The sequence below is a fragment of the Methylobacterium sp. Leaf113 genome, assembly GCF_001423325.1.
Classification (GTDB): Bacteria; Pseudomonadota; Alphaproteobacteria; order Rhizobiales; family Beijerinckiaceae; genus Methylobacterium.
On sequence record NZ_LMNJ01000054.1, the window covers coordinates 1 to 23,982 of the forward strand.

The 23,982-nt window shown below is 67.3% G+C and carries 20 protein-coding genes and 2 pseudogenes; 11 read left to right on the top strand and 11 right to left on the bottom strand.

The features are described 5' to 3' along the window. The 5 genes and pseudogenes from ASF60_RS22550 to ASF60_RS22575 all read right to left on the bottom strand — a co-directional run. Window positions 1-354: hypothetical protein (locus ASF60_RS22550; protein WP_056190450.1), on the bottom strand; the 354-nt coding region annotated here is incomplete at its 3' end. 313 nt (window positions 355-667) lie between these two features. Further along, window positions 668-1,036, bottom strand: a pseudogene (locus ASF60_RS26325) (Ig-like domain-containing protein); the annotation flags it as partial. Further along, on the bottom strand, window positions 985-1,848 hold the full coding sequence (locus ASF60_RS22560) for a hypothetical protein (RefSeq protein ID WP_056190454.1): 864 nt from the start codon (window positions 1,846-1,848) through the stop codon (window positions 985-987). The pseudogene ASF60_RS26325 and the gene ASF60_RS22560, both read right to left, overlap by 52 nt. Window positions 1,849-2,191: 343 nt before the next feature. Continuing rightward, window positions 2,192-3,468 (bottom strand): annotated as a pseudogene (locus tag ASF60_RS26330) (Ig-like domain-containing protein); the annotation flags it as partial. Next, entirely contained in the window at window positions 3,455-5,449 is a 1,995-nt protein-coding gene (locus ASF60_RS22575; protein ID WP_056190460.1) for a beta strand repeat-containing protein, read from the bottom strand. The pseudogene ASF60_RS26330 and the gene ASF60_RS22575, both read right to left, overlap by 14 nt. 1,277 nt (window positions 5,450-6,726) lie before the next feature. Between ASF60_RS22575 and ASF60_RS22580 the strand changes: the two genes are divergently transcribed. After that, window positions 6,727-7,632 carry an SMP-30/gluconolactonase/LRE family protein gene (locus tag ASF60_RS22580; RefSeq protein ID WP_056190462.1) on the top strand — a complete coding sequence of 302 codons (906 nt, stop codon included), beginning with the start codon at window positions 6,727-6,729 and terminating at the stop codon, window positions 7,630-7,632. Between the two features lie 137 nt (window positions 7,633-7,769). Here the strand turns inward: ASF60_RS22580 and ASF60_RS22585 are convergent, their stop codons facing one another. After that, entirely contained in the window at window positions 7,770-8,396 is a 627-nt protein-coding gene (locus ASF60_RS22585; RefSeq protein WP_056190464.1) for a sigma-70 family RNA polymerase sigma factor, read from the bottom strand. A 253-nt stretch (window positions 8,397-8,649) separates the two neighbouring features. Between ASF60_RS22585 and ASF60_RS22590 the strand changes: the two genes are divergently transcribed. The 9 genes from ASF60_RS22590 to ASF60_RS22630 all read left to right on the top strand — a co-directional run bounded on the left by ASF60_RS22590 (window position 8,650) and on the right by ASF60_RS22630 (window position 15,775). Continuing rightward, entirely contained in the window at window positions 8,650-10,107 is a 1,458-nt protein-coding gene (locus ASF60_RS22590; RefSeq protein ID WP_056190466.1) for a helix-turn-helix transcriptional regulator, read from the top strand. 144 nt (window positions 10,108-10,251) lie between these two features. After that, complete coding sequence (locus ASF60_RS25915) at window positions 10,252-10,545, top strand: CsbD family protein (RefSeq protein ID WP_056190468.1); 294 nt, start codon at window positions 10,252-10,254, stop codon at window positions 10,543-10,545. Between the two features lie 61 nt (window positions 10,546-10,606). After that, window positions 10,607-11,116 carry a CsbD family protein gene (locus tag ASF60_RS22600; protein WP_056190470.1) on the top strand — a complete coding sequence of 170 codons (510 nt, stop codon included), beginning with the start codon at window positions 10,607-10,609 and terminating at the stop codon, window positions 11,114-11,116. 124 nt (window positions 11,117-11,240) lie between these two features. Then, window positions 11,241-12,155 carry a hypothetical protein gene (locus tag ASF60_RS22605; protein WP_056190473.1) on the top strand — a complete coding sequence of 305 codons (915 nt, stop codon included), beginning with the start codon at window positions 11,241-11,243 and terminating at the stop codon, window positions 12,153-12,155. A gap of 78 nt (window positions 12,156-12,233) precedes the next feature. Next, window positions 12,234-12,437 carry a CsbD family protein gene (locus ASF60_RS22610; protein ID WP_056190475.1) on the top strand — a complete coding sequence of 68 codons (204 nt, stop codon included), beginning with the start codon at window positions 12,234-12,236 and terminating at the stop codon, window positions 12,435-12,437. Window positions 12,438-12,537: 100 nt separating this feature from the next. After that, window positions 12,538-12,975: a CsbD family protein gene (locus tag ASF60_RS22615; RefSeq protein WP_056190477.1), complete on the top strand. Its 438-nt coding sequence runs from the start codon at window positions 12,538-12,540 to the stop codon at window positions 12,973-12,975. A 220-nt stretch (window positions 12,976-13,195) separates the two neighbouring features. Next, window positions 13,196-13,630 carry a BA14K family protein gene (locus ASF60_RS22620; protein WP_056190479.1) on the top strand — a complete coding sequence of 145 codons (435 nt, stop codon included), beginning with the start codon at window positions 13,196-13,198 and terminating at the stop codon, window positions 13,628-13,630. Window positions 13,631-13,780: 150 nt separating this feature from the next. Further along, a complete protein-coding gene (locus ASF60_RS22625; RefSeq protein ID WP_056190481.1) occupies window positions 13,781-15,190 on the top strand; it encodes a TAXI family TRAP transporter solute-binding subunit in 1,410 nt (469 codons plus the stop codon). 90 nt (window positions 15,191-15,280) lie between these two features. Beyond that, window positions 15,281-15,775, top strand: coding sequence for a YidB family protein (locus tag ASF60_RS22630; RefSeq protein ID WP_056190483.1), 495 nt, complete (start codon window positions 15,281-15,283; stop codon window positions 15,773-15,775). Between the two features lie 309 nt (window positions 15,776-16,084). Here ASF60_RS22630 and ASF60_RS22635 read toward each other — a convergent pair whose 3' ends face one another. Next, on the bottom strand, window positions 16,085-16,960 hold the full coding sequence (locus ASF60_RS22635) for an aldo/keto reductase family oxidoreductase (protein WP_056190484.1): 876 nt from the start codon (window positions 16,958-16,960) through the stop codon (window positions 16,085-16,087). A 94-nt stretch (window positions 16,961-17,054) separates the two neighbouring features. On the opposite strand from ASF60_RS22635, the gene ASF60_RS22640 reads away from it, so the two are divergent. Beyond that, the gene (locus ASF60_RS22640; protein ID WP_056190486.1) at window positions 17,055-17,963 is read left to right on the top strand and encodes a LysR family transcriptional regulator; all 909 of its coding nucleotides are present in this window, start codon (window positions 17,055-17,057) and stop codon (window positions 17,961-17,963) included. Between the two features lie 163 nt (window positions 17,964-18,126). On the opposite strand, the gene ASF60_RS22645 is transcribed toward ASF60_RS22640, so the two are convergent. The 4 genes from ASF60_RS22645 to ASF60_RS22660 all read right to left on the bottom strand — a co-directional run bounded on the left by ASF60_RS22645 (window position 18,127) and on the right by ASF60_RS22660 (window position 23,980). After that, on the bottom strand, window positions 18,127-18,498 hold the full coding sequence (locus tag ASF60_RS22645; protein ID WP_056190488.1) for a DoxX family protein: 372 nt from the start codon (window positions 18,496-18,498) through the stop codon (window positions 18,127-18,129). Between the two features lie 336 nt (window positions 18,499-18,834). Further along, window positions 18,835-21,933, bottom strand: coding sequence for an efflux RND transporter permease subunit (locus tag ASF60_RS22650; protein ID WP_056190491.1), 3,099 nt, complete (start codon window positions 21,931-21,933; stop codon window positions 18,835-18,837). Window positions 21,934-22,094: 161 nt separating this feature from the next. Beyond that, on the bottom strand, window positions 22,095-23,354 hold the full coding sequence (locus ASF60_RS22655) for an efflux RND transporter periplasmic adaptor subunit (RefSeq protein WP_443136791.1): 1,260 nt from the start codon (window positions 23,352-23,354) through the stop codon (window positions 22,095-22,097). Then, entirely contained in the window at window positions 23,330-23,980 is a 651-nt protein-coding gene (locus ASF60_RS22660) for a TetR/AcrR family transcriptional regulator (RefSeq protein WP_056190495.1), read from the bottom strand. Before ASF60_RS22660 ends, ASF60_RS22655 begins: the two co-directional genes overlap by 25 nt. Window positions 23,981-23,982: the final 2 nt, after the last annotated feature.

The following is a 23,982-nucleotide window of genomic DNA, read 5'->3' on the forward strand; positions in this document are numbered from 1 at the left end:
GGAGTTGTAGGGGGTGGACAGGCTCAGGGTGTCGTAGCCCGCACCGCCGTCGATGACGCTGCCTGCCTGCAGCTTGGTCGGAGCGCTAGCAGAGATCTGATCGCTCTCGTTCCCGCCCTGCAGCGTGACCCGGCCGGTGCCAAGGGCGACCGAGACCCCACCCGCGCTCGGGAAGGCCGTCGATCCACCTGGCGTGGTGGTGCCGTCGCTGAGAGTGACCTTGAGATCCACGCCGTCGCGCAGGGTCAGGCTGGCATAGCTGGAGGTGACGTTGGTGAAGCGCACCTCCTCGAAGCCGGTGAACTGGGCAAGCCCTGCRAGGTCGAAGCTGCCCGGGCCCGTCAGCGCGAGCACGTCGTAGCCAGCTCCGCCATCCAGCTGGTCGCCACCTCCTCGAAGCCGGTGAACTGGGCAAGCCCTGCRAGGTCGAAGCTGCCCGGGCCCGTCAGCGCGAGCACGTCGTAGCCAGCTCCGCCATCCAGCTGGTCGCCCCCGGTGTAGGTCGAGGTCATGCCGCTGTAGACGTAGGTGCTGGCGTTCAGCGTCGTTGCAGTGGCCTGAACGGTCTGGTCGCCAGCCGAGAGCAAGACCACGTCAGTTCCCGTGGTGAGGAGCGTGGTGCCTGCCGGAACAACAGGCTTCGTATGATCGGTCTGAAGGCACGCCNGTAGACGTAGGTGCTGGCGTTCAGCGTCGTTGCAGTGGCCTGAACGGTCTGGTCGCCAGCCGAGAGCAAGACCACGTCAGTTCCCGTGGTGAGGAGCGTCGCCCCCCGATCCATCGTATCGATGGCCGTAGTGACGCGACTGCCAGAACCTGCGTTTCCAGCAGCATCTGTGTAAAGACCAGACGCTAAAGAAATCTCAGCAGAGCCTGTATAGTTCGCGTCGGGCGTAAACACCGCCGTGTATTTCAGCGGATCGATCATTAAGAGACCGCTCAGCTGTCCGTGCGTGGCCGTCACATCGCTCAAGGCAAAGCCGGTCACGACCTCGCTGAACTGGAAAGTGACGATGCCGGATTCACCGGCCAGCAACTGTCCATCGTTGATCCAGACGCGTCCGTGAGGGTCTCGATGGAGCTGGCAAAGAGCTGCTCGCGCTGTGCGCTGGACAGCGTCGTGCCCTTCAGGATGACAGCATCCTGCCCAGTTCCGCCCATGATTTGGAGAGCGGTTTGGTGGCTGCCAACGGTGAAGGTGGTGCCCGTGCTGTTCAGGCTTGTGATGGTGCCGGTGCTGACGCTGGGATACAGGCCTGAAGAGACACTCTTGCCGCTAAGGTCGAGAGCCGCAGCCGTCGTGGCCAGCGTTCCGTTGTATCCCAAGCTGATGCTGGTGACGTCGGCCAAAGTGACAGCGTCCACCTTGACGATGGTCTTGCCGGCTCCTGTGATACCGCCCAACACATTCAAGCTCTCAACATGGCTGAGGCTGATGCTGGTCAGGTCGTAGACGGTGTCGACGCTAGAGGAGGTTCCCGTCGTGGGATTGTAGTTGTAGGGCGCAGACAGGTTCAGGGTGTCGTAGCCCGCACCACCGTCGATGACGCTGCCTGCCTGCAGCTTGGTCGAAGCGCTGGCAGAGATCTGGTCGCTCTCGTTCCCACCCTGCAGCGTGACCCGGCCGGTGCCGAGCGTAACCGAGAACCCACTCGCGCTTGGGAGGGCCGTGGACCCACCTGGCTTAGTGGTGGTCCCGTCGCTGAGGGTGACCTTGAGATCCACGCCATCGCGCAGGGTCAGGCTGGCACTGCTCGAGGTCACGTTGGTGAGACGCACCTCCTCGAAGCCGGTGAACTGGGCAAGCCCTGCGAGGTCGAAGCTGCCCGGGCCCGTCAGCGCGAGCACGTCGTAGCCAGCTCCGCCATCCAGGTGTAGGTGCCTGTAACCGGGCTGTAGACGGAAGAGCCAACGTTCAGCGTCGCTGCGGTGGCCTGAACGGTCTGGTCGCCAGCCGAGAGCGAGACCACGTCAGCTCCCGTGATGAGCAGTGTGGTGCCTGCCGGAAGTGGAGGCTTCGTGTAGGTGCCTGAGGCGTCGGTGACGGTCTCGACCGACCCGGTGAAGATCTGATCGCGCTGGGCCGCAGTGAGCGTCTGGCCTTTGACGACGACGGTGTCCTGCCCAGCCCCACCCTGCACCAGGTAAGCGGTGGCCGCGCTATCGACGGTGAAGGTGGTCCCCGCCGCGNTAGGTGCCTGAGGCGTCGGTGACGGTCTCGACCGACCCGGTGAAGATCTGATCGCGCTGGGCCGCAGTGAGCGTCTGGCCTTTGACGACGACGGTGTCCTGCCCAGCCCCACCCTGCACCAGGTAAGCGGTGGCCGCGCTATCGACGGTGAAGGTGGTCCCCGCCGCATTCGAGCTCTTGATGGTGCCAATGCTGCCGTAGATGCTTTTCGACGTCAGATCGAAGCTGGCAGCCGTGGTCGTGAGAGACGTGTTGGAGCCACTGAGATTGATCGATCTGACACTGCCCAGCGAATCGGCCCCCAGCTCCACGATGGAACCTGAACCAGAAAGGTTGATGCTGGTGACATCGGCCAGAGTAGCAGCGTCCACTTTGACGATGGTCTTGCCGGCTCCTGTGATACCGCCCGACACGCTCAGGCTCTCAACGTGGCTGAGGCTGATGCTGGTCAGGTCGTAGACCGTGTCGACGCTAGGAGAGGCGCCGGGCGTGGGGCCGAAGTTGTAAGGGGTGGACAGGCTCAGGGTGTCGTAGCCCGCACCACCGTCGATGACGCTGCCGGCCTGCAGCTTAGTCGAAGCGTTGGCGGAGATCTGATCGCTCTCGTTCCCGCCCTGCAGCGTGACCCGGCCGGTGCCAAGGGCGACCGAGACCCCACCCGCGCTCGGGAAGGCCGTCGATCCACCTGGCGTGGTGGTGCCGTCGCTGAGGACCTTGAGATCCACACCATCGCGCAGGGTTAGGCTGGCATAGCTCGAGGTGACGTTGGTGAGGCGCACCTCCTCAAAGCCGGTGAACTGGGCCAAGCCGGCAAGGTTGAAGCTGCCCGGGCCCGTCAGTGCGAGCACGTCGTAGCCGGCTCCGCCATCCAGCTGGTCGCCTCCCGTGAAGGCTGAGGTTGTGCCGTTGTAGACGTAAGTGTCAGCGTTCAGTGTTGCCGAGGTGGCCTGAACGGTCTGGTCGCCGGCCGAGAGCAAGACCACGTCAGTTCCCGTGGTGAGGAGCGTCGCCCCCCGATCGATCGTATCGATCGCCGTAGAGACACGACTGCCAGAACCAGCGTTTCCAGCAGTATCTGCATAGAGGCCCGCGGCGACAGAAATCTCGCCAGTGCCTGTATAGTTCGCGTCGGGGGTGAACACCGCCGTGTACTTCAGCGGACTGATCATTGCGAGATCGCTCAGCTGCCCATGGGTGGCCGTCACATCGCTCAAGGCAAAGCCGGTCACGACCTCGCTGAACTGGAAAGTGACGATGCCGGATTCACCGGCCAGCAACTGTCCATCGTTGATTGTCCGTGATGGTCTCGATGGAGCTGGCGAAGAGCTGCTCGCGCTGAGCGCTGGTCAGCGTCGTGCCCTTCAGGATGACAGTATCCTGTCCAGTTCCGCCCACGATCTGGAGAGCGGTCTGATAGCTGTCGACGGTGAAGCTGGTGCCCGTCGTGTTCAGGCTCGTGATGGTGCCAACGCCGGTACCGGGGCTCGGATACAGACCTGAAGAGGCAATCTTGCCGGTAAGATCGAGAGCTGCAGCCGTCGTGGCCAGCGTCCCATTGTAGCCCAAGCTGATGCTGGTGACGTCAGCCAGCGTAGCAGCATCCACCTTAACGATGGTCTTGCCAGTGCCCATGATGCTGCCTGACACGCTCAGGCTCTCAACGTGGCTGAGGCTGATGCCGGTCAGGTCGTAGGTCGTGTCGACGCTCGAGGACATTCCTGTCGCGGGATTGTAGTTGTAGGGTGCAGACAGGCTCAGGGTGTCGTAGCCCGCGCCACCGTCGATGACACTGCCGGCCTGCAGCTTGGTCGAGCCAGTGACGAAAATCTGGTCGCTCCCGTTCCCGCCCTGCAGCGTGACCCGGCCGGTGCCAAGCGTAACTGAGAACCCACCCGCGGTCGGGAATGCTGTCGATCCACTCGGCGTGGTGGTGGTGCCGTCGCTGAGGATGACCTTGAGGTCCACGCTGTCGCGGAGGGTCAGGCTGGCATAGCTCGAGGTGACGTTGGTGAGGCGCACCTCCTCGAAGCCGGTGAACTGGGCGAGGTTTGCAAGGTCGAAGCTGCCCGGGCCCGTCAGTGCGAGCACGTCGTAGCCAGCTCCGCCATCCAGCTGATCGCCGCCCGTGTAGGTATAGGAGCCTGTTGCCGGGCTGTAGACGGAAGAGCCAACGTTCAGCGTTGCCGAGGTGGCCTGAACGGTCTGGTCACCAGCCGATAGAAGGACCACGTCGGCTCCCGTCGTGAGCAGGGTGGTGCCCGCTGGCAGAGGTGGCTTCGTGTAGGTGCCCGAGGCGTCGGTGACGGTCTCGATGGAGCTGGCAAAGAGCTGATCGCGCTGAGCGCTGGTCAGCGTCGTGCCCTTCAGGATCATGGCATCCTGCCCAGTCCCACCCACGATCTGGAGAGCGGTCTGAAAGCTGCCGACAGTGAAGCTGGTGCCCGTGGTGTTCAGGCTCGTAATGGTACCGGTGCTGACGCTGGGATACAGGCCTGAGGAGACGATCTTGCTGGTAAGGTCGAGAGCCGTAGCCGTCGTGGCGAGCGTCCCGTTGTAGCCCAAGCTGATGCTGGTGACGTCGGCAAGACTGGCAGCATCCACCTTAACGATGGTCTTGCCCGCTCCCATGATGCTGCCTGACACGTTCAAGTTCTCAACATGGTTGAGGCTAATGCCGGTCAAGTCGTAGGTCGTGTCGACGCTGGGGGACGCTCCCGTCGTGGGATTGTAGTTGTAGGGCGCAGACAGGCTCAGGGTGTCGTAACCCGCACCACCGTCGATGACACTGCCGGCCTGCAGCTTGGTCGAGCCATTGACGTAGATCTGGTCGCTCCCGCTCCCGCCCTGCAGCGTGACTCGGCCGGTGCTGAGCGTGACTGAGAACCCACCCGCGGTCGGGAAGGCCGTCGATCCACCTGGCGTGGTGGTGCCGTCGCTGAGGGTGACCTTGAGATCCACGCCATCGCGCAGGGTCAGGCTGGCACTGCTGGAGGTGACGTTAGTGAGGTGCACCTCCTCGAAGCCGGTGAACTGGGCGAGGTTTGCAAGATCGAAGCTGCCTGGGCCCGTCAGCGCGAGCACGTCATAGCCAGCTCCGCCATCGAGTTGGTCGCCGCCTGTGTAAGTCGCGGTTCCTGTCGTCGGATTGAAGCTATAGGTACCAGCGTTCAGCGTCGCTGCGATGGCCTGAACGGTCTGGTCGCCATCCAGGGCTAACACCGTGTCCTGACCCGCCGTCAGAACATTTGTGCTGGACATACTTATTCTCCGGAAGCCTTCGACCGACCTCAAAGATGGCTAGCCGCCATCACCACCGGGACGTTCTGAGAGCGCCTAGTGAGGTTGTCGAGTGCCGAAAATGAGAACGGCATCTAAGATCCCATTTACCATACGATAGATGTTTAAAAGTCACGGGTCGTGAGCGCTCCTTGCAGGAGCCGCACCGAATTTAATGTAGATTAAAAGGCTACAGCCAGGGGAGCGGCATTCAGCCTTTGGGCGACTGCTGGTCTGCTCGAAGGCACTGCCCCAATCGCATCAGCCCATTCACTACCAACAACTACGAGAGCGATCAGCAGCTAGCACAAGTAGGAAATTACTGGTCGATCAAAGATAGCGCGATTAGGAGGCGATTAAATGCAGCAAGATCGAAGTAAAACCCGTTCAGCATCTATCAAAATCTGCCCCTTGCAACGATGAACTCAAGCTCAAACCTACAGCGCCAGCGTCCGCTTTGGGTAGTCCGCTTCCAGTCTTGAGCATCATGCATACGGCGACGTTCGCCTGCTCAACGCCCAAAAACCTCACACCTTGAGCTCGGCGAGCTAATGACGCGCGGCTCACGCGACGTGTTAACGGCCTCCACGAGCGATCAATAATAAAACTTTAGAAACGGAGCATCATTTATCATCTTAAAACTCGATAAAAGTACTAATGTAGATCCGCAATAGAGACTTTTTATTGTTGCAACTGGTATATGATATTTTGTGCATTCGAGGTCTAAGTAATTTCTCCCCAACACATGTCTTGAAATTATTCCTAGTTTTTAAGAGAAACTATAGAATCAATACTTATTATCTATATTTTACAGAATCTATCGTATTCAGGCTTCCGTACCATCGCGGCTTACGATTGGCACAAAACAACCGCAAATTAAGGTGTTTCTATATTCCGCATACGGCACGCCTGCATTTTCTTTTTGCGAGTCAGATTTCATAGAAGCGCGCGGAGGACCGTTTTGGCAGAACGAACCCAATTGAGGACGGAATGGTGGGTCTCGCAACCCGATGCAACGCGACGCCAAACGCACAAAGACTTTTCCCAGCATTCTGAAGCCGTTCGTCGCCAAATGTGAGAGGCAATGACTGCATCCGACGCGACCTGGTAGGAGACTGGGGTCGCGGCCGGTCCTGCGGCTTACCGAACAAAAAAAACGATGGTCCTGCACTGGAGCCGATCTGTCGGAGGTTTTCTGGTGAGGGGCTCTCCGCCTCCGTCTCGAGTATGATGATCCGAGTCAGCGCGATGACCGGAGGATGGATGTGAGGACCAACGAGTCCGTGGACGGTCTACGGATCCTGAACGCACCCCGCTGCCACCTCGGCGAGGGGCCTTGCTACGACCCGCGAACCGACACCGCTTGGTGGGTCGACATCCTTGAACGGCGCCTGTTCGAGGCGCCCTTGGCAGGGGGAGGGGCGGCCCGCGTACACGGCTTGCCTATCATGGTGAGCACCGTAGTCGCGGTGGACAAGACACGGCACCTTCTGGCGGCCGAGAACGGGCTCTACTTGCGCGGCCTCGATGATGGTGCGCTTGCGCTGCTCTGCCCTTTGGAGGCAGAGGATCACGGCACCCGCTCCAACGACGGCCGGGTCCACCCCAGCGGCGCCCTCTGGATCAGCACCATGGGGCGGGACGCCGAGTCGGGGCGCGGCGCGATCTACCACGTCGCCGGCACCCAGGTGACGCGCCTCTTCGGTGCTATGACCATCCCGAACGCCATCTGCTTCTCGCCCGACGGCAGAACCGGCTACTTCGCCGACACCAACGTGGGCCTGCTCCAGCGCGTGGCCCTCGATTCCCGCACCGGCCTGCCGACGGGGGAGCCAACGACGCTCTACGATCATCGCGGTGGGGAGGGGGGCCTGGATGGAGCCGCCGTCGATGCCGAAGGCCGGATCTGGTGCGCCCGCTGGGGCGCCGCTTGCATCGATGCCTACAGTCCGGAAGGCGTACGCGTGCGCACGATCCCCCTGCCGGTGACGCGTCCTTCGTGCCCCACCTTCGCAGGCCCCGACTTGGATCGCCTGCTCATCACCAGTGCCTACGAGGGCATGAGTCCCGAGGAGCGGGAAGCTGACCCGGAGCACGGACGCACCCTCGTGGTTGCAGCTGGATGTCGCGGACTGTTGGAGCCGGCTTTCCGGCTCTCGGTCTGAACGGCCACGCCGATCGGGCGGAATAGGCTGTCCGATTCCCGCCTCCTTCGATTCCGGGGGCGGGGACCGGCGCGTCGAGTCAGAGAAGCGGCGTCCCCACCAGTTCCACGGCGCCCGCTGGGCGCGCCCGGCGTCGTTCAATCCGCGCCCAGAGCTAGAGCGAGGCGTTCACGGGCCCGGCTGACGCGGCTCTTCACCGTGCCGGTCCGGCACCCCAGGACCCGGGCGGCCTCCTCGTAGAGCAGGCCGTCGACCATCACGAGGAGGAGGGTCTCGCGGTGGTCGGCCGTGAGGGTGTTCAGGGCGGCCTGGAGCTGGATCAGTTCGACGCGGCGCTCCTGCTCGGGCTCCAGGCTCAGGGTTGCGGCGAAAGCGCCGTCGACATCCTCGACTTCGCGCCGGAGGCGCTTGCGCTGGTTGAGGAACGCGTTGCGCAGAATCGTGAAGAGCCAGGCGATCAGCCGGGTCCCCGGCTCGAACCGCGACCGGTTTTCCCAGGCCCGCATCAGGGTCGTCTGGACGAGGTCGTCGGCCTCGGCGGCGTTCCGGCACTGCGCGAGCGCGTAGCGCCGGAGTTGCGGCACGGCGGCGAGCAGATCGGTCCGGAAGGAATCCGGAACCGGATTGCCCGCCGGCGCCGCCGCCAGGGCCTGCGCCAGCCGAAGCAGAACCTGACCGAGGCGCGAGGTGTCCGCAACAGCATCGGGACATGGGAAGACCGTGCTCAGTCGTCGGCCGATGCGATCCTGGATGTGCCGGGACAATCCCGCTTCATCCGAAACAGGATTTTGGTGTTGGAGATCTGACAGCACGAACGACCGCCCTTGTGTCTGGAGCACGATCCAGATCGCCTGTCGCTTTACGGGACAAGACCGCGTTCAGCTTGTGATTGGGCCATCACGTTCACGTCAATGATCCAGATATACCAGACATTCGGGCTTCGGATGCGGAACTGCGATCCCGCGTTCTTGTTACGAGCGGGACCATTGTGCGGGGCAGCGTCCCCAGGGAGCCACCGTGACCCTCGGCGTCGACAGGCATGAACTTCGGCAAATCATCGCCGGCCTCAGCGAGGGCGTGATCCTGGTCGAGCCCGACCAGACCATCGCGTATGCCAACGAGGCCGCGTTGGCGATGCATGGAGCCGAGACCGTCGGCGAGCTCGGCGAGACCGTGGACGCCTATCGTGAGCGCTTCGCCCTGCGCTACCGCAACAACCACGCTCCGAACCAGTATCCAATCGAGCGCGTGGTCTCGGGTGAGCGCTTCCATGACGTCATCGTCGAGGTGAAGCGCACCGATCGGCCGGACGTCGATTTCGTCCACTCGCTGCGCAGCCTGGTGGCCACCGACCGCGAGGGCAACCCGAGTTGCCTCGCGCTGATCCTCAAGGATGTTTCCGAGCAGTTCGAGGCCGAGGCGCGCTTCGAGGCCACCTTCAACGCCAACCCGGCCCCGGCGGTGATCTGCCGGCTTTCGGACCTGCGTCACGTCAAGGTGAATCTCGGTTTCCTCGAGATGACCGGCTACACCCGCGACGCCGTGATCGGCCGCAGCGTCTACGAGGTCGACGTCCTGGCCAATGCCCGCAGCCGGGATCTGGCGATCTCGCGGCTCAACGAGGGCGGCACCATTCCCCAGATGGAGGCCTGCCTCGACCTGCCGGATGGCGGAAGCCGCTACGTGATCGTGGCCGGCCAGCCCATGGATCTCGGCGACGAGCCGTGCATGCTCTTCACCTTCGCCGACCTCGACCTCCGGCGCAAAGCCGAGACGGCCCTGCGCCAGAGCGAGGAGCGCTTCGCCAAGGCGTTTCGCCTGACACCCGTGCCGACCCTCCTGGCGCGGGCGGAAGGCTTTGCCATCACGGGCGTCAACGAGGCCTTCGCGCGGGTCTTCGGCTACGGCAGCGACACGGTGAGCGGACGCTCGCCTGCGGATCTCGGCCTCTGGGTCCATGAGGCCGCCCGGATCCGGTTCGAGACGGCGGTGGCGCGCACCGGCTACGTGCTCGGACTGGAGGCCTGCCTCAAGCACGAGGACGGCACCAATCTCGACTGCCTGATCTCGGCCGAGCGGGTCGAGATCGGCGAGGAGGCCTTCGCGCTCCTCGTCCTGCAGGACATCACCGACCGCAAGCGCACGGAGCGCGACCTCTTCGAGGCCATCGAGGCGGTGATGGCCGACACCTCCTGGTTCAGCCGCGGGCTGATCGAAAAGCTGGCCAACCTGCGCCAGCCCGGCAGCGACCACCAGGATGCGGTCTCGCCCAACATGACGGTGCGGGAGCGCCAGATTCTGGACCTGATCTGCCAGGGCCTCAGCGACGACGTCATCGCCAAGCGTCTCAACCTGTCGAAGAACACGGTGCGCAATCACTCCGCCGCGCTCTACCGGAAACTCGATGTCCACAAGCGCTCCGAGGCCATCGTGTGGGGGCGGAACAATGGATTTCCAACAGCCGCACCTAGTTAAGAAAACTCATTATACTAGTACGGATAAACCATTGTCTGGCGTCATTCCGATGCCACCTGGGGTGCGGACGAGTGTCGCCCAGCCCGTCCAGGTCATCCCGCGTCAGGGGTCTCGATCCTGACAGTCCTTCAGGAGCGCGCCTTCATGAACGAGCCGAAATCCAGGACCGGGCCCAGGACTGGGACGGAGAAAGAGACTGGGACGGAGATAAAGACCGGGACCGAGAACAAGATTGGGGTGGGGCCGACCTCAGAGACGCTCAAGGGCTCGGTCAAGGAAGCCATCGGCAAGCTGATCGGCGACGGTCGGGTCGAGGCGGAAGGCAAGTCCCAGCAAGACTTCAAGTCCCAGCAAGACCTGACGACGCGGCATGAAGCCGAGCCTCGCCAGAAACCACCGAACTCCGACGTGAAAACAAAGACTGCCCCTAAGTCGTAGCTTTGCCGGAACGTCGCAGACCTTCACCCCATCCACCCGCATCACACACAGGAGACACATCATGGTCGATACCAACCGGATCACCGGCGCCGCACAGGAACTCGGCGGCAAGATCCAGGGCGCCGTCGGCGACCTGACCGGCTCGAACCGGGACTCGGTCGAGGGCCGCGCCCGCGAGGTTCAGGGCACGGCCGAGAACCTCTACGGCCAGGCCAAGGACGCCGTGCGCGATGCGGCCGACCGTGTCGCCGATACGGCGCGCGACGTGGGTGCGCGAGTCCGCGATGCCGTCGACGACGTTGCCGGGTCCGACGGACGCGCGATCAAGGATCGGGCCCGCCACGCACAGGACGCCGCCGGCGACACCTACGAGCGCGCCGAGCGTTCGGTCCGCAATGCCGGCCGCGAAGCCTACGATTACGCCGAGGACGCCTACGAGAACGGCGGCCACACCCTGCGCCAGAGCGGACGCGAAGCCGTTGCCCAGATCGGCGAGCACCCCGTCGCCGCCCTGCTCGTCGCCGGCCTCCTCGGCTACGGCCTCGGCCTCCTCATTCACGGCCGCGATTGATCCGCAGCGCCGCACCCGACCTTCACGGCCGCGCCTGACGCGCGGTCGTGCAGCCCTCCCACCCTCACGCCCCCCCTCGAACGACCGAACTTCTCGGACGACCGACCACCCGGAGTACCTCTACGTGTCCACTTCCCCCATCCTCGCCACCCCCGGCGCCTCGGCCGACACCCGCACCGTCCTGCTGAACCAGGTTTCCTGGGGCGCCATCTTCGCCGGCGCCGTCACCGCCCTGGTGACCCAGGTCATCCTCAACATGGTCGGCGTCGGCGTCGGCCTGTCCAGCGTCGGCCCGGTGGCTGCCGACAACCCGGCCGCCTCGACCCTGTCGATGAGCGCCGGCATCTGGTTCGTGGGCTCCGGCATCGTCGCCTCGCTCGCCGGCGGCTTCATCGCCGGCCGCCTCTCGGGCAAGCCCGTCACCGGTGCGGCTGGCCTGCACGGCCTCGTCTCCTGGGCGGTGACCACGCTCGTGGTGCTCTACCTGCTGACCTCGGCAGCCGGTGGCCTCATCGGCGGCGCCTTCTCGGGCGTGACCAGCACGCTCGGCGGCGCCGGCTCGCTCGTCGGCGGAACCGTGCAGACGGCGGCCCAGGCCGCAGCGCCCTCGCTGTCGAAGATCACGAACCCGCTCGACGGCATCGAGCAGTCGGTCCGCAACCAGACCGCCGGCCAGGACCCGCAGGCCGCCAAGGATGCGGCTGTGGCCGCCATCCGCGCCCTGTTCACGGGTGACCCGGCTCAGAAGGCCCAGGCCGAGAACCGCGCCGCCGACGCTCTCGCCAAGGCGCAGAACATCCCGGTCGATCAGGCCAAGGCCCAGATCCAGGACTACAAGAAGCAGTACGACGAGACCGTCGCCACCGCCAAGGTGAAGGCCGAGGCCGCCGCCGTGGCCGCCAAGTCCGCCGCGACCCAGGGTGCCTTCTACGGCGCGCTCGCCCTGATCCTCGGCGCGCTCGCCGGCTTCCTCGGCGGCCGGATCGGCGCCCCGAAGCTCCACACCCTCGCCGACGCTTACGACGCCCGCCGCGTCTGAGCCCGTCCCCGGCCGGTCCCCGCGACCGGCCGGCCCCTCTGCGAAGATCGCGATTCCTCACATCAAAGGAGCCATCCCATGAGCAGCACCACGGACAAGCTGAAGGGCCTCGCCAACGAAGCCGTCGGAAACCTGAAGGAAGGCGTTGGCAAGGTCACGGGCAACGACAAGCTCGTCGCCGAGGGCAAGGCCCAGGAACTCAAGGGCGAGGCCCAGCGCACCGTTGGAGAGGCCAAGGATGGCGTCGCTTCGGTCGTCGACAAGGTCACCGGCAAGCACTGAGGCGCAGGCAGGCGCCGACCGCACTCACTAAGCGGATTCCTCCGCGCTCCGATGGAGTGGCCTCGCCGCTCCATCCCATCCGAACGATCAGGAGAAACTCATGAATCGCGATCAGTTCCGCGGTGCTTCCCGCAACCTCAAGGGTCGCGCCCAGACTGCCCTCGGCGGCGTTACCGGCGATCCGGGCCGCCAGGTCCGCGGTGCCGTCAACCAAGTCGCGGGCGGCGCGCAATACGCCTATGGCCGCGCCCGCGACCGGGCCGAGGATCTGGCCGAGGACGGCCGTCACCTCGCCCACGAGGTCCGGGACCGGGCCGGAAACCTGATCGAGGACGGCCGCCACTTTGTCGGCGATGCGCGCGACCGGGCCGGAAACCTCATCGACGAGGGGCGCGACTACGCCCGTCAAGCCCGCAGCCGCGGCGCGACCTACGGCCGACAGGCGGCGCGCTACGCCGACGACAACCGGACCTCGGCCCTGCTCGGACTCGCCGCCGTCGCCTTCGCGGTCGGCTGGCTCGCCCGTCCGAAGCGCTGATCTCTAAGGCGCTGATCCCCGCCCGACGATCCTACCACCACGGAGACCATCCCATGATCCGCAAGCTCCTCACCGCCTTCCTGCTCCCGAAGGTCATCGCCTATGTCAGCCGCCGCTTCGGCGGCCGGGCCTCCACCCCGCCGAACCGTCGGGGCTACTGAGCGCCCGCGTTACTGGTCCGCCGCTTTCCCACGAAACCCAGCCTGGAAACCGATCCACGATGAAGCTGACCCTCGCCCTTGCCGCGACCGTCGTCGCCACCCTCGTCGGGCTGCCGGCCCAGGCTTCGCCCACCACGGCTGCGCCGGTCGAGGCGCTGGTACGCGGTGACCTTCCGACCGGCTACGCCCAATACCGTCGCTTCGGTCACCGCCACGGATGGCGCGGCGGACGGGGCTACGGCCGGGGCTACGGTTATCGTCGCGGCTACGGCTATCGCCGCGGACCCGGCGTCGGCGCGGCCGTCGGTGCCGGCGTCGCCGGTCTCGCCGCCGGGGCCATCATCGGCGGCGCCATCGCCAATTCGCAGGCCCAAGCCGCCCCGCGCGGAATCCCCGCCGAGGCGGTGGCCGCCTGCGCCCGCCGCTTCCGCTCGTACGACGCGGCCAGCGGTACCTACCTGGGCAATGACGGCGACCGCCACCCCTGCCCGTAGGCCGGCGCCGAGCACCTTTCGCCTGCCCATAAGGCTGGCGCGTCGCGCTTTGCGCCTGCCCGTTGGGCCGGTGCCTCGCATCCTGCACCTGTCCGGCAAGGTCCGGGCAGGTGGACCTGCCGGTCGCCGAGAGGGAGCGAACGCCGACCGATGAAGTTCGCCAAGTTCGTCCTGCGCCCGGAACTCGTGTTCCTGATGCTCACGGTATGTCTCTGCCTCGCGGCTGGGGTGGCCTACTGGGTCTCGCGAGCCACGGTGCTGACGGTCGCCGTCGCCCCGCGGGACGGCACCGAGCCCGCCTTGATCCATGCCTATGCGGATGCTTTGGCCAAGCGCCACAAGGAAATCCGGCTGAAGGTCCTGGACCTCGACGACGTGCGCGACAGCGCCGCCGCCCTCCAGGAGGGCCGCGCCGACCTTGCCGTGGTGCGTCCGGACGTCGATCTGCCCGATAACGGCCTGACCCTCGCGATCTTGCGCGACCAGGCCATGATCATCGCTTCGCCCGAAGGGTCCGGCCTGACCCGGTTCCCCCAGCTCGACCGCAAGCGCCTGGCCATCCTGGCCCACCGGGACGCCGACCAGGCGCTGATCCGGTCCATGGTCGAGCATTACGGTTTGGTGCTGCTCGACAAGGAGCCCGAGGGACCGGTTCCGCCGCGTCACGTCGTGCTGGTCGAAATGGCAGAGGCCGACCTCGGCGCGGCCTTCACCGCCAAGCGCATCGACGCGGTGGTGTCGGTGATCGCTCCGACCTCGCCGACCGCGCAACGCATCGTCGGGATCGTCCAGCGGGTCAGCCGTACCGGCAGGGTCGCCTTCGTCGATGTCGAGAACGCCGACGCCATCATCGCGCGCCTGCCACGCCTCCAGGCCGTGACAATGCCGGCCGAGACCTTCGGCGGCAGTCCCAAGGTCCCGGCCGAGGATGTCCATACGGTGGGGGCGTCTTATCGCCTGATGGCCCGCGCCAGCCTGTCCCGCCCGGTGGCGGCCGATGTGACCCAGCACCTGTTCGAGATGCGCAGCGGCATGGCCAACGTGACGCCGGCCGCCGACTACCTCCAGGCCCCGAGCTACGACAGCACGGCGGGTGCGACGAGCGCGCGGCTGCCCATCCATCCGGGGGCCGTCGACTTCTTCGAGCGTGAGCAGCAGGGCTTCATCGAACGCTACGAGACCTGGATCTACCTCGTTGCCTTTCTCGGCGGCGGCATCGGCTCGGCGCTCGCCTGGGTCGGCCAGCGCCTGTCGCGCCTGCGCCGCGAGCGCATTGAGGAGGCCACCGACCGCCTGCTGGAGATCCGGCAGGAAGCTCAGGACACCACCGACGCCCCGCGCCTGGAGCATCTGGCCCGCGAGATCGACGATCTGGCCGGCGAGATCGCCAAGCACGCGCTCGAGCGCCCGACCGAGGCCCGCACCCTGTCGGCGGCCGCGATCGCCATCGACGCGGCCCGCTCCACGGTCAAGCGTACCATCGCCGCCAGCCAGTACGCCGCCGAACCGAGCGATCTGGCCGGACGCACGACATCGACGGAAGCCGCCACGGCGGGCTGACGGCGAGACCCCGGGCGCCCCTGCCCGGACCGACCCCGAAACCAACCGATCCCGAAACCAAGTGTTACAGACCCGAAACGGAGACCGACGATGAGCAAGGGCTATCCTTCGATGACCGCGCTGCTGGGTCTGCTGGCCGTGGCCGGCTACCAGAACCGCGACAAGCTCGCCGAAATGCTGAAGGGTCACGACAGCACCCCGACGCAGGGCTCGATCCCGCACCTTCCGAACACCTCCTCGACCAGCACACAGTCCGGCAACACCGGCAGCGGCCTCGGCAATCTCGGCAGCCTCCTCGGCGGCGTCGGTACGGCTGGCATCGGCGGCCTGATCGCCAACGGCCTCAGCGAGTTGGTCGACCATTTCACCAAGGGCGGCCACGGCGAGACGGCGACCTCCTGGGTCAATCACGGCCCCAACCACGACATCCCCGAGGCCGATCTCGAGCGCGCCATCGGCCCGGACACCCTCGACCATCTCACCCAGCAGACCGGCCTGAGCCGTCCGGCCCTGCTGGCGCGCCTCTCGCGGGAACTTCCCTCGGCCATCGACCGCTACGCCGCCGAAGGCCGCAAGCCCGCCTGACGCTTCCCTCCCGACCCGGCCGGCGCCGCGCGGCGCCGGCCGGAAGGGGGCGGATCCACCTCTCATCCCCTCCGATACGTGCGAACGGCCCAGGAGGGGACGCCTCCCGGGCCATGCCCGCCTTCGATGAACGGATCTCCGAACGTGACCAAATTCATGAAGGGCCTGTCCTACGCCCTGGCCGCGGCCGCCCTCTGCACCCTCGTCTTCGTCATGTTCCAGTCGGCGAGCCTTCTCGTCGGCTCGTAATCCGGCCATGGCGTGCTTTGCAGTGGACGGCGCCACAGCCCGGGGAACGGGGGCCCGGCCTCAAGCGACCGGGCCGGCGATCCCGTCGAGGGCCGCACGGGCGCTGTCCGGCAACGTCAGCCCGGCCGCCGCCAGATTCTCGCGGAGGTGCCCACGCGACGCGGTGCCCGGGATCAGCAGGATGTTGGGCGCGCGGGCGAGCAGCCAGGCGAGCGCCACCTGCATCCGGGTCGCGCCGAGATCGGCCGCGACCGCGTCCAGGGTCGCCGACTGGAGCAGCGTGAAGCCGCCGAGCGGAAAGAACGGTACGTAGGCCGTGCCCGAGGCGGCGAGGTCGTCGATCAGCGCGTCGTCGGCCCGGTGCGTGAGATTGTACTGGTTCTGGACGCACACGATCTCCGCGATGGTCCGCCCCTCGGCGACCTGCCGGGCGGTGGCGTTGCTGAGCCCGATCCGGCGGACGAGGCCCTGGCGCTGAAGCTCGGCCAGGGTGGCGAGGGGCGCCGCGATGGAGCCTTCGGCCGGACCGTGGACGTCGAACATGAGACGCAGGTTCACCACGTCGAGGGCCTCGACACCGAGGTTGCGCAGGTTGTCATGGACCGCGCGCGTCAGCGCCTCGGGCGAAAAGGCCGGGTTCCACGAAGCGTCGTCGCCGCGCATCGCCCCGATCTTGGTGACGATCACGAGGTCGTCCGGATACGGATGGAGAGCCTCGCGGATGATCTCGTTGGTGACGTGCGGGCCGTAGAAGTCGCTGGTATCGATGTGGTCGACGCCCGAAGCCACGGCCTCGCGCAGAAGCGCGATGGCCTCGGCCCGGTCTTTCGACGGCCCGAACACCTGCGGGCCGGCCAGCTGCATGGCGCCATAGCCCAGGCGCTTCACGGTGCAGTCCCCCAGGGCATAGGTCCCGGCGCGTGCGATGTCGGTCATGGTCTCTCTCCGTCGTGGTGACGGCGGATGTAGGCCGATGGGGGTTGCGTGATAACATGCCCCAATCGGCACGGGCTGTGCGAAAGGGCGAACAATGGCGGCCGATCTCGGTGACCTCGCGGCCTTCGTGGCGGTCGCCCGTGCCGGTGGCTTCCGCGAAGGCGCCAGGGCGAGCGGCCTCAGTGCCTCCGGCCTCAGCGAAGCCGTGCGCCGCCTGGAAGCCCGGCTGGGCGTCCGACTACTCCATCGCACCACCCGCAGCGTCGCGCCGACCGAGGCGGGCGCGCGCCTCCTCGAGCGGCTGACCCCAGCACTCGGTGAGATCGAAGCGGCCCTCGACGTCGTCAACGGGCTTCGGGATCGCCCGGCCGGCACCCTCAGGCTGAACGTGCCGGTGAGCGCGGCCCGCCTCGTCCTGCCCGGGATCGTGCCTGCCTTCCTCGCCGCCTATCCGGAGATCCGCCTCGACGTGGTGGCGGAGGACAGCTTCGTCGACGTTATGGCGGCCGGGTGCGATGCGGGCATTCGCTACGACGACCGGCTCGAGCAGGACATGATCGCCATCCCGATCGGCCCGCGTCGGCAGCGCTTCGCCACGGCGGCCGCGCCGGCCTATCTCGATCGCCACGGTCGTCCGGCCCACCCGCGCGACCTCCTGGCCCATGCCTGCCTGCGCGGGCGCTTCGCCAGCGGCGCGATGACGGACTGGGAGTTCGAGCGCGACGGAGAGGTGGTGCGCGTCGAACCCGGCGGACCGCTCATCGTCCGGGCCGGGGCCGCCACCGACCTGGCGGTATCTGCGGCGATCGCCGGGACCGGGATCATCACCCTGTTCGAGGACTGGCTGCGCCCGCATCTCGCCAGCGGGACGCTGGAGCCCGTACTCGAATCCTGGTGGCAGCCCTTCCCGGGGCCGTTCCTGTACTATCCGGGCCGTCGCCACCTGCCGGCGCCGCTGAGGGCCTTCGTGGATTTCATCGCCCGGCCTCGCGATCGCCCGTGAGTGGAGCCTTCGAACGCCCGCCGCCGCCGGGTGGTTGCGCTCCGCCAGACCCGGCGGAGCCGGAGGGTCACGGATGTGCGTCGGGATCGCGGGGGCGGCCCCCCGGAACGGTCCGGTCCAGCCGAGCCCTCCCGGCGGAGGGGTCGTGGAGCCGGACGGTGCGTCAGCGGATGCGGGCCAGGAGCGTCGTCACCTGTCCCCGGCGCATCCAGGCCAGGAGGGCGGCGAGACCGAGCAGCACGAGGGCCGGGGCGACCGGTGTCGGCAGGACGAGGATATGGGCCAGCACGGCGCCCACCATAGTGATTCCAAGCCAGATCGCCGCAATGGCGGCCAGGCCGGGGACCAGCAGGGCGACCGCGCCGACGACCTCGACGAGGCCGCTGACGATGCGGAACCCCTGTCCGAGGCCGATCTGATCGAAGATCTGCACCATCATCGGCGCGCCCGCGAGCTTGGCGCCGCCCGCAGCGAGGAACACGAGGGCGAGGAGGACCTGGAGCGACCAGGCGAGGATGTTGCGGCCGCCTGACAGGGGCGTGGCGTGGGCGCTGAGAGTCTAGGACACGGGGGAACTCCGGGAGGCATCGGGGCAGGCCCCAGGGACGAACGGGGCCGGTGGCAATGATCTAGACCCGATAGATCCATCGTTGGAGCCACTCTGATGCGATGCATTCCAACGGCCACGCCGATGGGTCGCGGGAGATCATCGGCCTGGTCCATGCCGTCTTCTGACCGAGGACCTCGCGTGGCGCGCCGTGCAACCATCCGAATCAGCCTGATGGAGCGCCCGAGCGGCGGCGGCGTGGCCGGCGTTGTGGCTGGGCGGGGGCAACGGTCGGACGGAAGAGGCGAGCGCGATGCGCGCGGCCTATCCCGACGTGTGCGGAACCGGGAGGGGCGCGTCGCCCGTCTCGTCCCGGGCGCCGACGAAGCGGCCGAAGATCCGCCCGAGCAGGGCGCCGAGGCTGTCCATCAACAGGAACACCGCCGGCACGAACACCAGAGACAGCAGGGTCGAGACGATCAGGCCCGAGATCACCGCCACCGCCATCGGCGCCCGGAACTCGCCGCCGATGCCGAGCGCCATGACGGAGGGCACCATGCCGGCCGCCATCGCGATGGTGGTCATCACGATCGGCCGGGCGCGCTTGCGGCCCGCATCGACGATCGCGGTGACGCGGTCGACGCCGCGGGCCATCTCCTCGACGGCGAAGTCCACCAGCATGATGGCGTTCTTGGTCACCAGCCCCATCAACATCAGGATGCCGATCACCACCGGCATCGAGATCGGCATGTTCAGGATCAGCAGGCCCAGGATGGCGCCGCCGATGGAGAGCGGCAGCGAGAACAGGATGGTCAGCGGCTGCAGGAACGAGCCGAACAGCAGCACGAGCACCGCGTAGACCATCATGATGCCGGCGCCCATCGCCATCAGGAAGCCCGAGAAGACCTCGCCCATGATCTCGGCGTCGCCGGTCTGCCGGATGGTTACGCCCGGCGGCAGGTTTTTCGCGGTGGGGGTCTCCAGCGCCTGCTGGATCAGGGACCCGAGCGCGTCCGACCCTTCCATGTTGGCCTCGACGGCGACGCGCACCACGCGGTCGTAGCGCTCGATGGCGCCGGGGCCCTGGTCGAGCTCGATGTCGGCGACAGCCGCCAGCGGCACGGCGGCCCCGTTCTTGGCCGGCACCTTGAGGTTCTCGAGACGCGAGACCGCAGCGCGGGCGCTCTCCGGCAATTGCACCCGGATCGGCACCTGCCGGTCGGGCGCGTTGAACTTCGCGAGGTTGAGACCGATGTCGCCGATGGTGCCGACCCGGACGGTCTCCGCGATGGCGTCGGTGGAGACGCCGAGATCGGCGGCCGCACTCTCCTTCGGACGGATGCGGACCTCCGTGCGGTTGAGGGGTGCCGTCGACATCACCGAGACGAGGTGGGGGATCGCCGCCATATCGCGCTGGAGCCGGGCGGCGACCTCGGTGACCACATCGACATCGGGACCGCCGACGACGAGAGCGAGATCGCGCTGGCCGCCGTCGCGCAGGGTCCACGACCGGATGTCGGGTTCCTGCGCCAGGAGGCCGGCGATCTCGGTCTCGATGGCGGCCTGTTTACGGGTACGCTGGTTCTTCGGCGTCAGGTTGACGATGAGGGTGGCAAGCCGAGTCTCCCGCTTGCCGCCGGCCTGGCGACCGCCGTCGACGAAGACCGAGACCACCTCGGGCAGGGCGCGGATGCGGGCTACCACCCGGTCGGAGACCGCGACGGTGTCGGGGAGCCGGGCGCCGGGGGCGAGTTCCACCATGAACAGCGTGCGGGCATTGTCCTGCTTGGGCACGAAGCCCGACGGCAGCAAGCCGGTGGAGGCCAGCGAGCCCGCGAACAGCGCAAGCCCGACGATGAGCGTGATGACGCGGTGGCGCACCGACCAGCCGACGAGGCGGCCATAGGCGCGCATCACCGGGCCGTCCTGCCCCTCCTCGTGGCCGTGGTCGCGTAGAAAGTAGGCGGCCAGCATCGGGGTGATCAGGCGCGCCACCAGCAGCGACATGAAGACCGAGACCGCGATGGTCAGCCCGAACTGCATGAAGTAGCGGCCGGCGATGCCGCCCATGAACGAAACCGGCGCGAACACCGCGATCAGGGTCGCCGTGATGGCGATGACCGCGAGCCCGATCTCGTCGGCGCCCTCGATGGCGGCGCGGTAGGGCGACTTGCCGAGCCGCATGTGGCGGACGATGTTCTCGATCTCCACGATGGCGTCGTCCACCAGGATGCCGGTCACCAGCGTGATGGCAAGCAGGCTGATGCCGTTGAGCGTGAAGCCCATGGCCTCCATGGCCCAGAAGGTCGGGAAGACCGAGAGCGGCAGCGCGAGGGCCGCGATCAGGGTCGCGCGCCAGTCGCGCAGGAACAGGAACACCACCAGCACCGCCAGGGCCGCCCCCTCGATCAGGGTGTGCATGGCCGAATCGTACGAGCCGATGGTGGCGGCGACCGAAGAGTCGATGGTCTCGAACTGGATGTCCGGGTAGGCGGCCTGGAACGTGGCGATGCGTTTCTCGACGCCTTCCGCGACCTCGGCATCGCTGGCCCCCGAGCCACGCGAGACCGCGAAGGCGACCACCGGCTCACCGTTGAAGCGCGCGAAGGTGCGGGGCTCCTCGACGGAATCCTCCAGGGTGGCGAGTTCGTCGAGGCGGACCTTGCGGCCGCCGGGCAGGATGATCGAGGTGGCCTTGAGGTCGCGCAGAGAGCGCGACGCGGCCAGCGTCCGGATCGACTGCTCGCGCCCGCCGACTTCGCCGCGCCCGCCCGCCATGTCGGCGGAGGTGAGGCGGAGCTGCCGGTTGACGTCGGCGGCGGTGATGCCGAGCGCCAGCAGCCGGTCGGGCAGCAGGGTGACGCGCATCTCGCGGGCGACGCCGCCGACGCGCTCGACGCCGCCGACCCCCTTCACGCCCTGGAGCGAGCGGGCGACCTTGTCCTCCACGAACCAGGACAATTCGGCCGGCGTCATGCCGGGCGACCTCACGCCGTAGATCAGGATCGGCAGACCGGTGATCTCGACGCGCTGGATCACCGGCTCGTCGATGGTGCGGGGCAGGTTGATGCGGATCTTCGAGATCGCATCCTTGACGTCGTTGACGGCCCGGTCGGTGTTCACCTCCAGGCGGAACTCCACCGTGGTCACGGACGAGCCTTCCGTGATCGCCGAGGTGATGTGCTTGACCCCGCGCACGCCGGCGATCGAATCCTCGACCCACTTCGTCACCTGGGTCTGCAGCTCGGCGGGGGCCGACCCGCTCTGCGTGATCGTCACCGACACGATGGGCACGTCGACATTCGGCATCCGCGTCACCGCGAGGCTGCGGAAGCTGACGAGGCCGAGCACGATCAGCACCATGAACAGCACGAGGGGGGCGATCGGATTGCGGATCGCCCAGGCGGAAAGGTTCAGGCGCATGGGGCGGCTCGGTGCGGGTTGGGTTCAGGGTTCATGGGCCGGCCGGCGGGAGCGCAACGGACTTCCCGCCTCGGGAAACAGGGCACTCTGAAGAATGGACCCGGCATGGCGGAGCACCGCGAGAGAAATTCGGGCGAGCGGTTGGCGACACGCCCGCCCGATCAGGGCGTGCCCGCCTCAGCGGTCGCGCGCGGGGAGGGGCCCGAAGCCAGGGCGGGCTCCGGCACCGCCAGGGCCACCGGGTGGACCCGGTCGCCGTCGCGCAGGAAGCTGCCGGCCCGGGCCACGACGCGCTCACCGTCGGCGAGCCCGGCGCGGATCTCGATGTCGTCGTCGTCGGACAGCCCGGTGCGGACGGCCCGGGCCTCCACCACGTCGTCCGCGACAACGAGGACGGTGCTGCGCTGAGCCCCTCCATAGAGCACGGAGGCCTGCGGCACGGTCACGCCGCGGGTGCGGGCAAGTTCGACGGCGCCGCGCGCGAAGGTGCCGATGCGCAGGCGCGGGTCCGGATCGAGGCGGACGCGGACCTTGCCGAGGCGCGTCGCCTTGTCGACCTCGGGGTACACGGTGCGCACGCTGCCCGAGACACGGGAGCCGTCGCCGAGTTCGATCCAGGCCGGGGCGTTTTCGCGGAGCTGCGGCAGCTTGGTCTCGAGCACCTCGCCCTCCAGCTCGATCTCGCCCCGGGCGATCAGGCGGAACAGGGGCTCGGCCGAGGCCGAAGCCGCGAGGCCGACGCGGGCGCTGCGGCGGTTGACGATACCGGCCTCCGGCGCGCGGATCTCGGTGCGGGCCAGACGCAGGTTCAGTTCGTCGAGAACGGCGCGGGCCTGGGCGAGGTCGGCCCGTGCGATGCGCAGGCCGTTGCGGGCGAAGGCGCGCTTGCCCTCGGCTTGGCGCAGGGTCGCAGTGCGTCCTTCCATCACGGCGGCGGTGGCGTTGCCGGTCCTCAGGAGCTGTTGCGCCCGCTCGAAGGCAAGGCGTGCCTCGGTCTCGGCGGCCTCCGCCTGTTCGATGCTGCTTTGGGCCTGGGGCACGGCGGCCTCGGCCTTCTCCACCAGGGCGGCCTGCTGGGCGAGTTGCCGGTCGATGAGGTCGTGCGAGAGGCGGGCCAGCACCTGGCCCCGGGCCACGCGCGCGCCTTCCTCCACCAGCACCTCGGTGACCCGGTAGCCCTCGATTTCCGGCGTCACCAGGATCTCGTCGCGCGGGACCAGGGTGCCGGTGACGACCACCGACTCGACGATCTCCCGCCGTCGGGCCTCGACCACGCTGATGGTCGGCACGAGCGTGGATTTCGGCTGCACAGCCCCCGCCGGCGCAGGGCCGGCGAGGGCCGCCGAAGCCGGCAGCGCCAGGGCGAGAAGGGCGAAGCCGAGGCGGGCGAAGTTCATCAGCGGGACTCCATGGCGGGGCATGAGCGGGGCTCCCCGGCTGGGAGAGGCGCGCAGCCGGCGAGCCCTGCCTCGATCAGGGCCTGGAGTTGCGCCACGGCCATGCCCGTATCGAAATCGGGCAGGATGGCGCGGCTCAGGACGATGCCCTTCAGCTGGGGCGCCAGCAGGGCGTAGAGGCCGGACGGGTCGCAGTCCGAAGCGGTGGCGAGGTCGGCGAAGGTCTCCTCGAACCAAGCCCGCGCCTCCGCCTCCGTCTCCGCCGTCAGGGCCGCGATTGCGGGATTGCGGGTTCCCTCGGACCAGATCTCCAGGCGCAGCACCGCCGCCTCGCGGGTCAGCGACCCGAAATACTGTCCGAGTACCCCGAACAGGGCACTGCGCCGGTCGCCCTCCTGCTGGAGGCGCGTCACCAGGAGGGCGCCGCTCTCACGCTCGCGCTCGACCAAGCCGAGGACCAGGGCCTCCTTCGAGCGAAAATAGTGATAGAAATTGCCCGCCGTCATCCCGGCCTCGCGGGCGAGATCCTGCATGGTGGTGCGATGGAACCCGTTGCGCACGAAGCAGGCGCAGGCGGCGTCGAGGATCTGTTCCCGACGCGCGGCCTGTCCGGCGCGGGCATCGATGAGGGTGCCGACCGGCGAGGCCATGC

Bases quoted from the DNA above. Each gene is read 5' to 3' on its own strand.
- ASF60_RS22650 (WP_056190491.1), bottom strand. From the start codon at position 21,933: ATGCGCCTGAACCTTTCCGCCTGGGCGATCCGCAATCCGATCGCCCCC.
- ASF60_RS25915 (WP_056190468.1), top strand. From the start codon at position 10,252: ATGAACGAGCCGAAATCCAGGACCGGGCCCAGGACTGGGACGGAGAAA.
- ASF60_RS22575 (WP_056190460.1), bottom strand. From the start codon at position 5,449: ATGTCCAGCACAAATGTTCTGACGGCGGGTCAGGACACGGTGTTAGCC.
- ASF60_RS22660 (WP_056190495.1), bottom strand. From the start codon at position 23,980: ATGGCCTCGCCGGTCGGCACCCTCATCGATGCCCGCGCCGGACAGGCC.
- ASF60_RS22655 (WP_443136791.1), bottom strand. From the start codon at position 23,354: ATGCCCCGCCATGGAGTCCCGCTGATGAACTTCGCCCGCCTCGGCTTC.
- ASF60_RS22600 (WP_056190470.1), top strand. From the start codon at position 10,607: ATGGTCGATACCAACCGGATCACCGGCGCCGCACAGGAACTCGGCGGC.
- ASF60_RS22615 (WP_056190477.1), top strand. From the start codon at position 12,538: ATGAATCGCGATCAGTTCCGCGGTGCTTCCCGCAACCTCAAGGGTCGC.
- ASF60_RS22635 (WP_056190484.1), bottom strand. From the start codon at position 16,960: ATGACCGACATCGCACGCGCCGGGACCTATGCCCTGGGGGACTGCACC.
- ASF60_RS22630 (WP_056190483.1), top strand. From the start codon at position 15,281: ATGAGCAAGGGCTATCCTTCGATGACCGCGCTGCTGGGTCTGCTGGCC.
- ASF60_RS22620 (WP_056190479.1), top strand. From the start codon at position 13,196: ATGAAGCTGACCCTCGCCCTTGCCGCGACCGTCGTCGCCACCCTCGTC.
- ASF60_RS22610 (WP_056190475.1), top strand. From the start codon at position 12,234: ATGAGCAGCACCACGGACAAGCTGAAGGGCCTCGCCAACGAAGCCGTC.
- ASF60_RS22625 (WP_056190481.1), top strand. From the start codon at position 13,781: ATGAAGTTCGCCAAGTTCGTCCTGCGCCCGGAACTCGTGTTCCTGATG.
- ASF60_RS22580 (WP_056190462.1), top strand. From the start codon at position 6,727: ATGGATGTGAGGACCAACGAGTCCGTGGACGGTCTACGGATCCTGAAC.
- ASF60_RS22640 (WP_056190486.1), top strand. From the start codon at position 17,055: ATGGCGGCCGATCTCGGTGACCTCGCGGCCTTCGTGGCGGTCGCCCGT.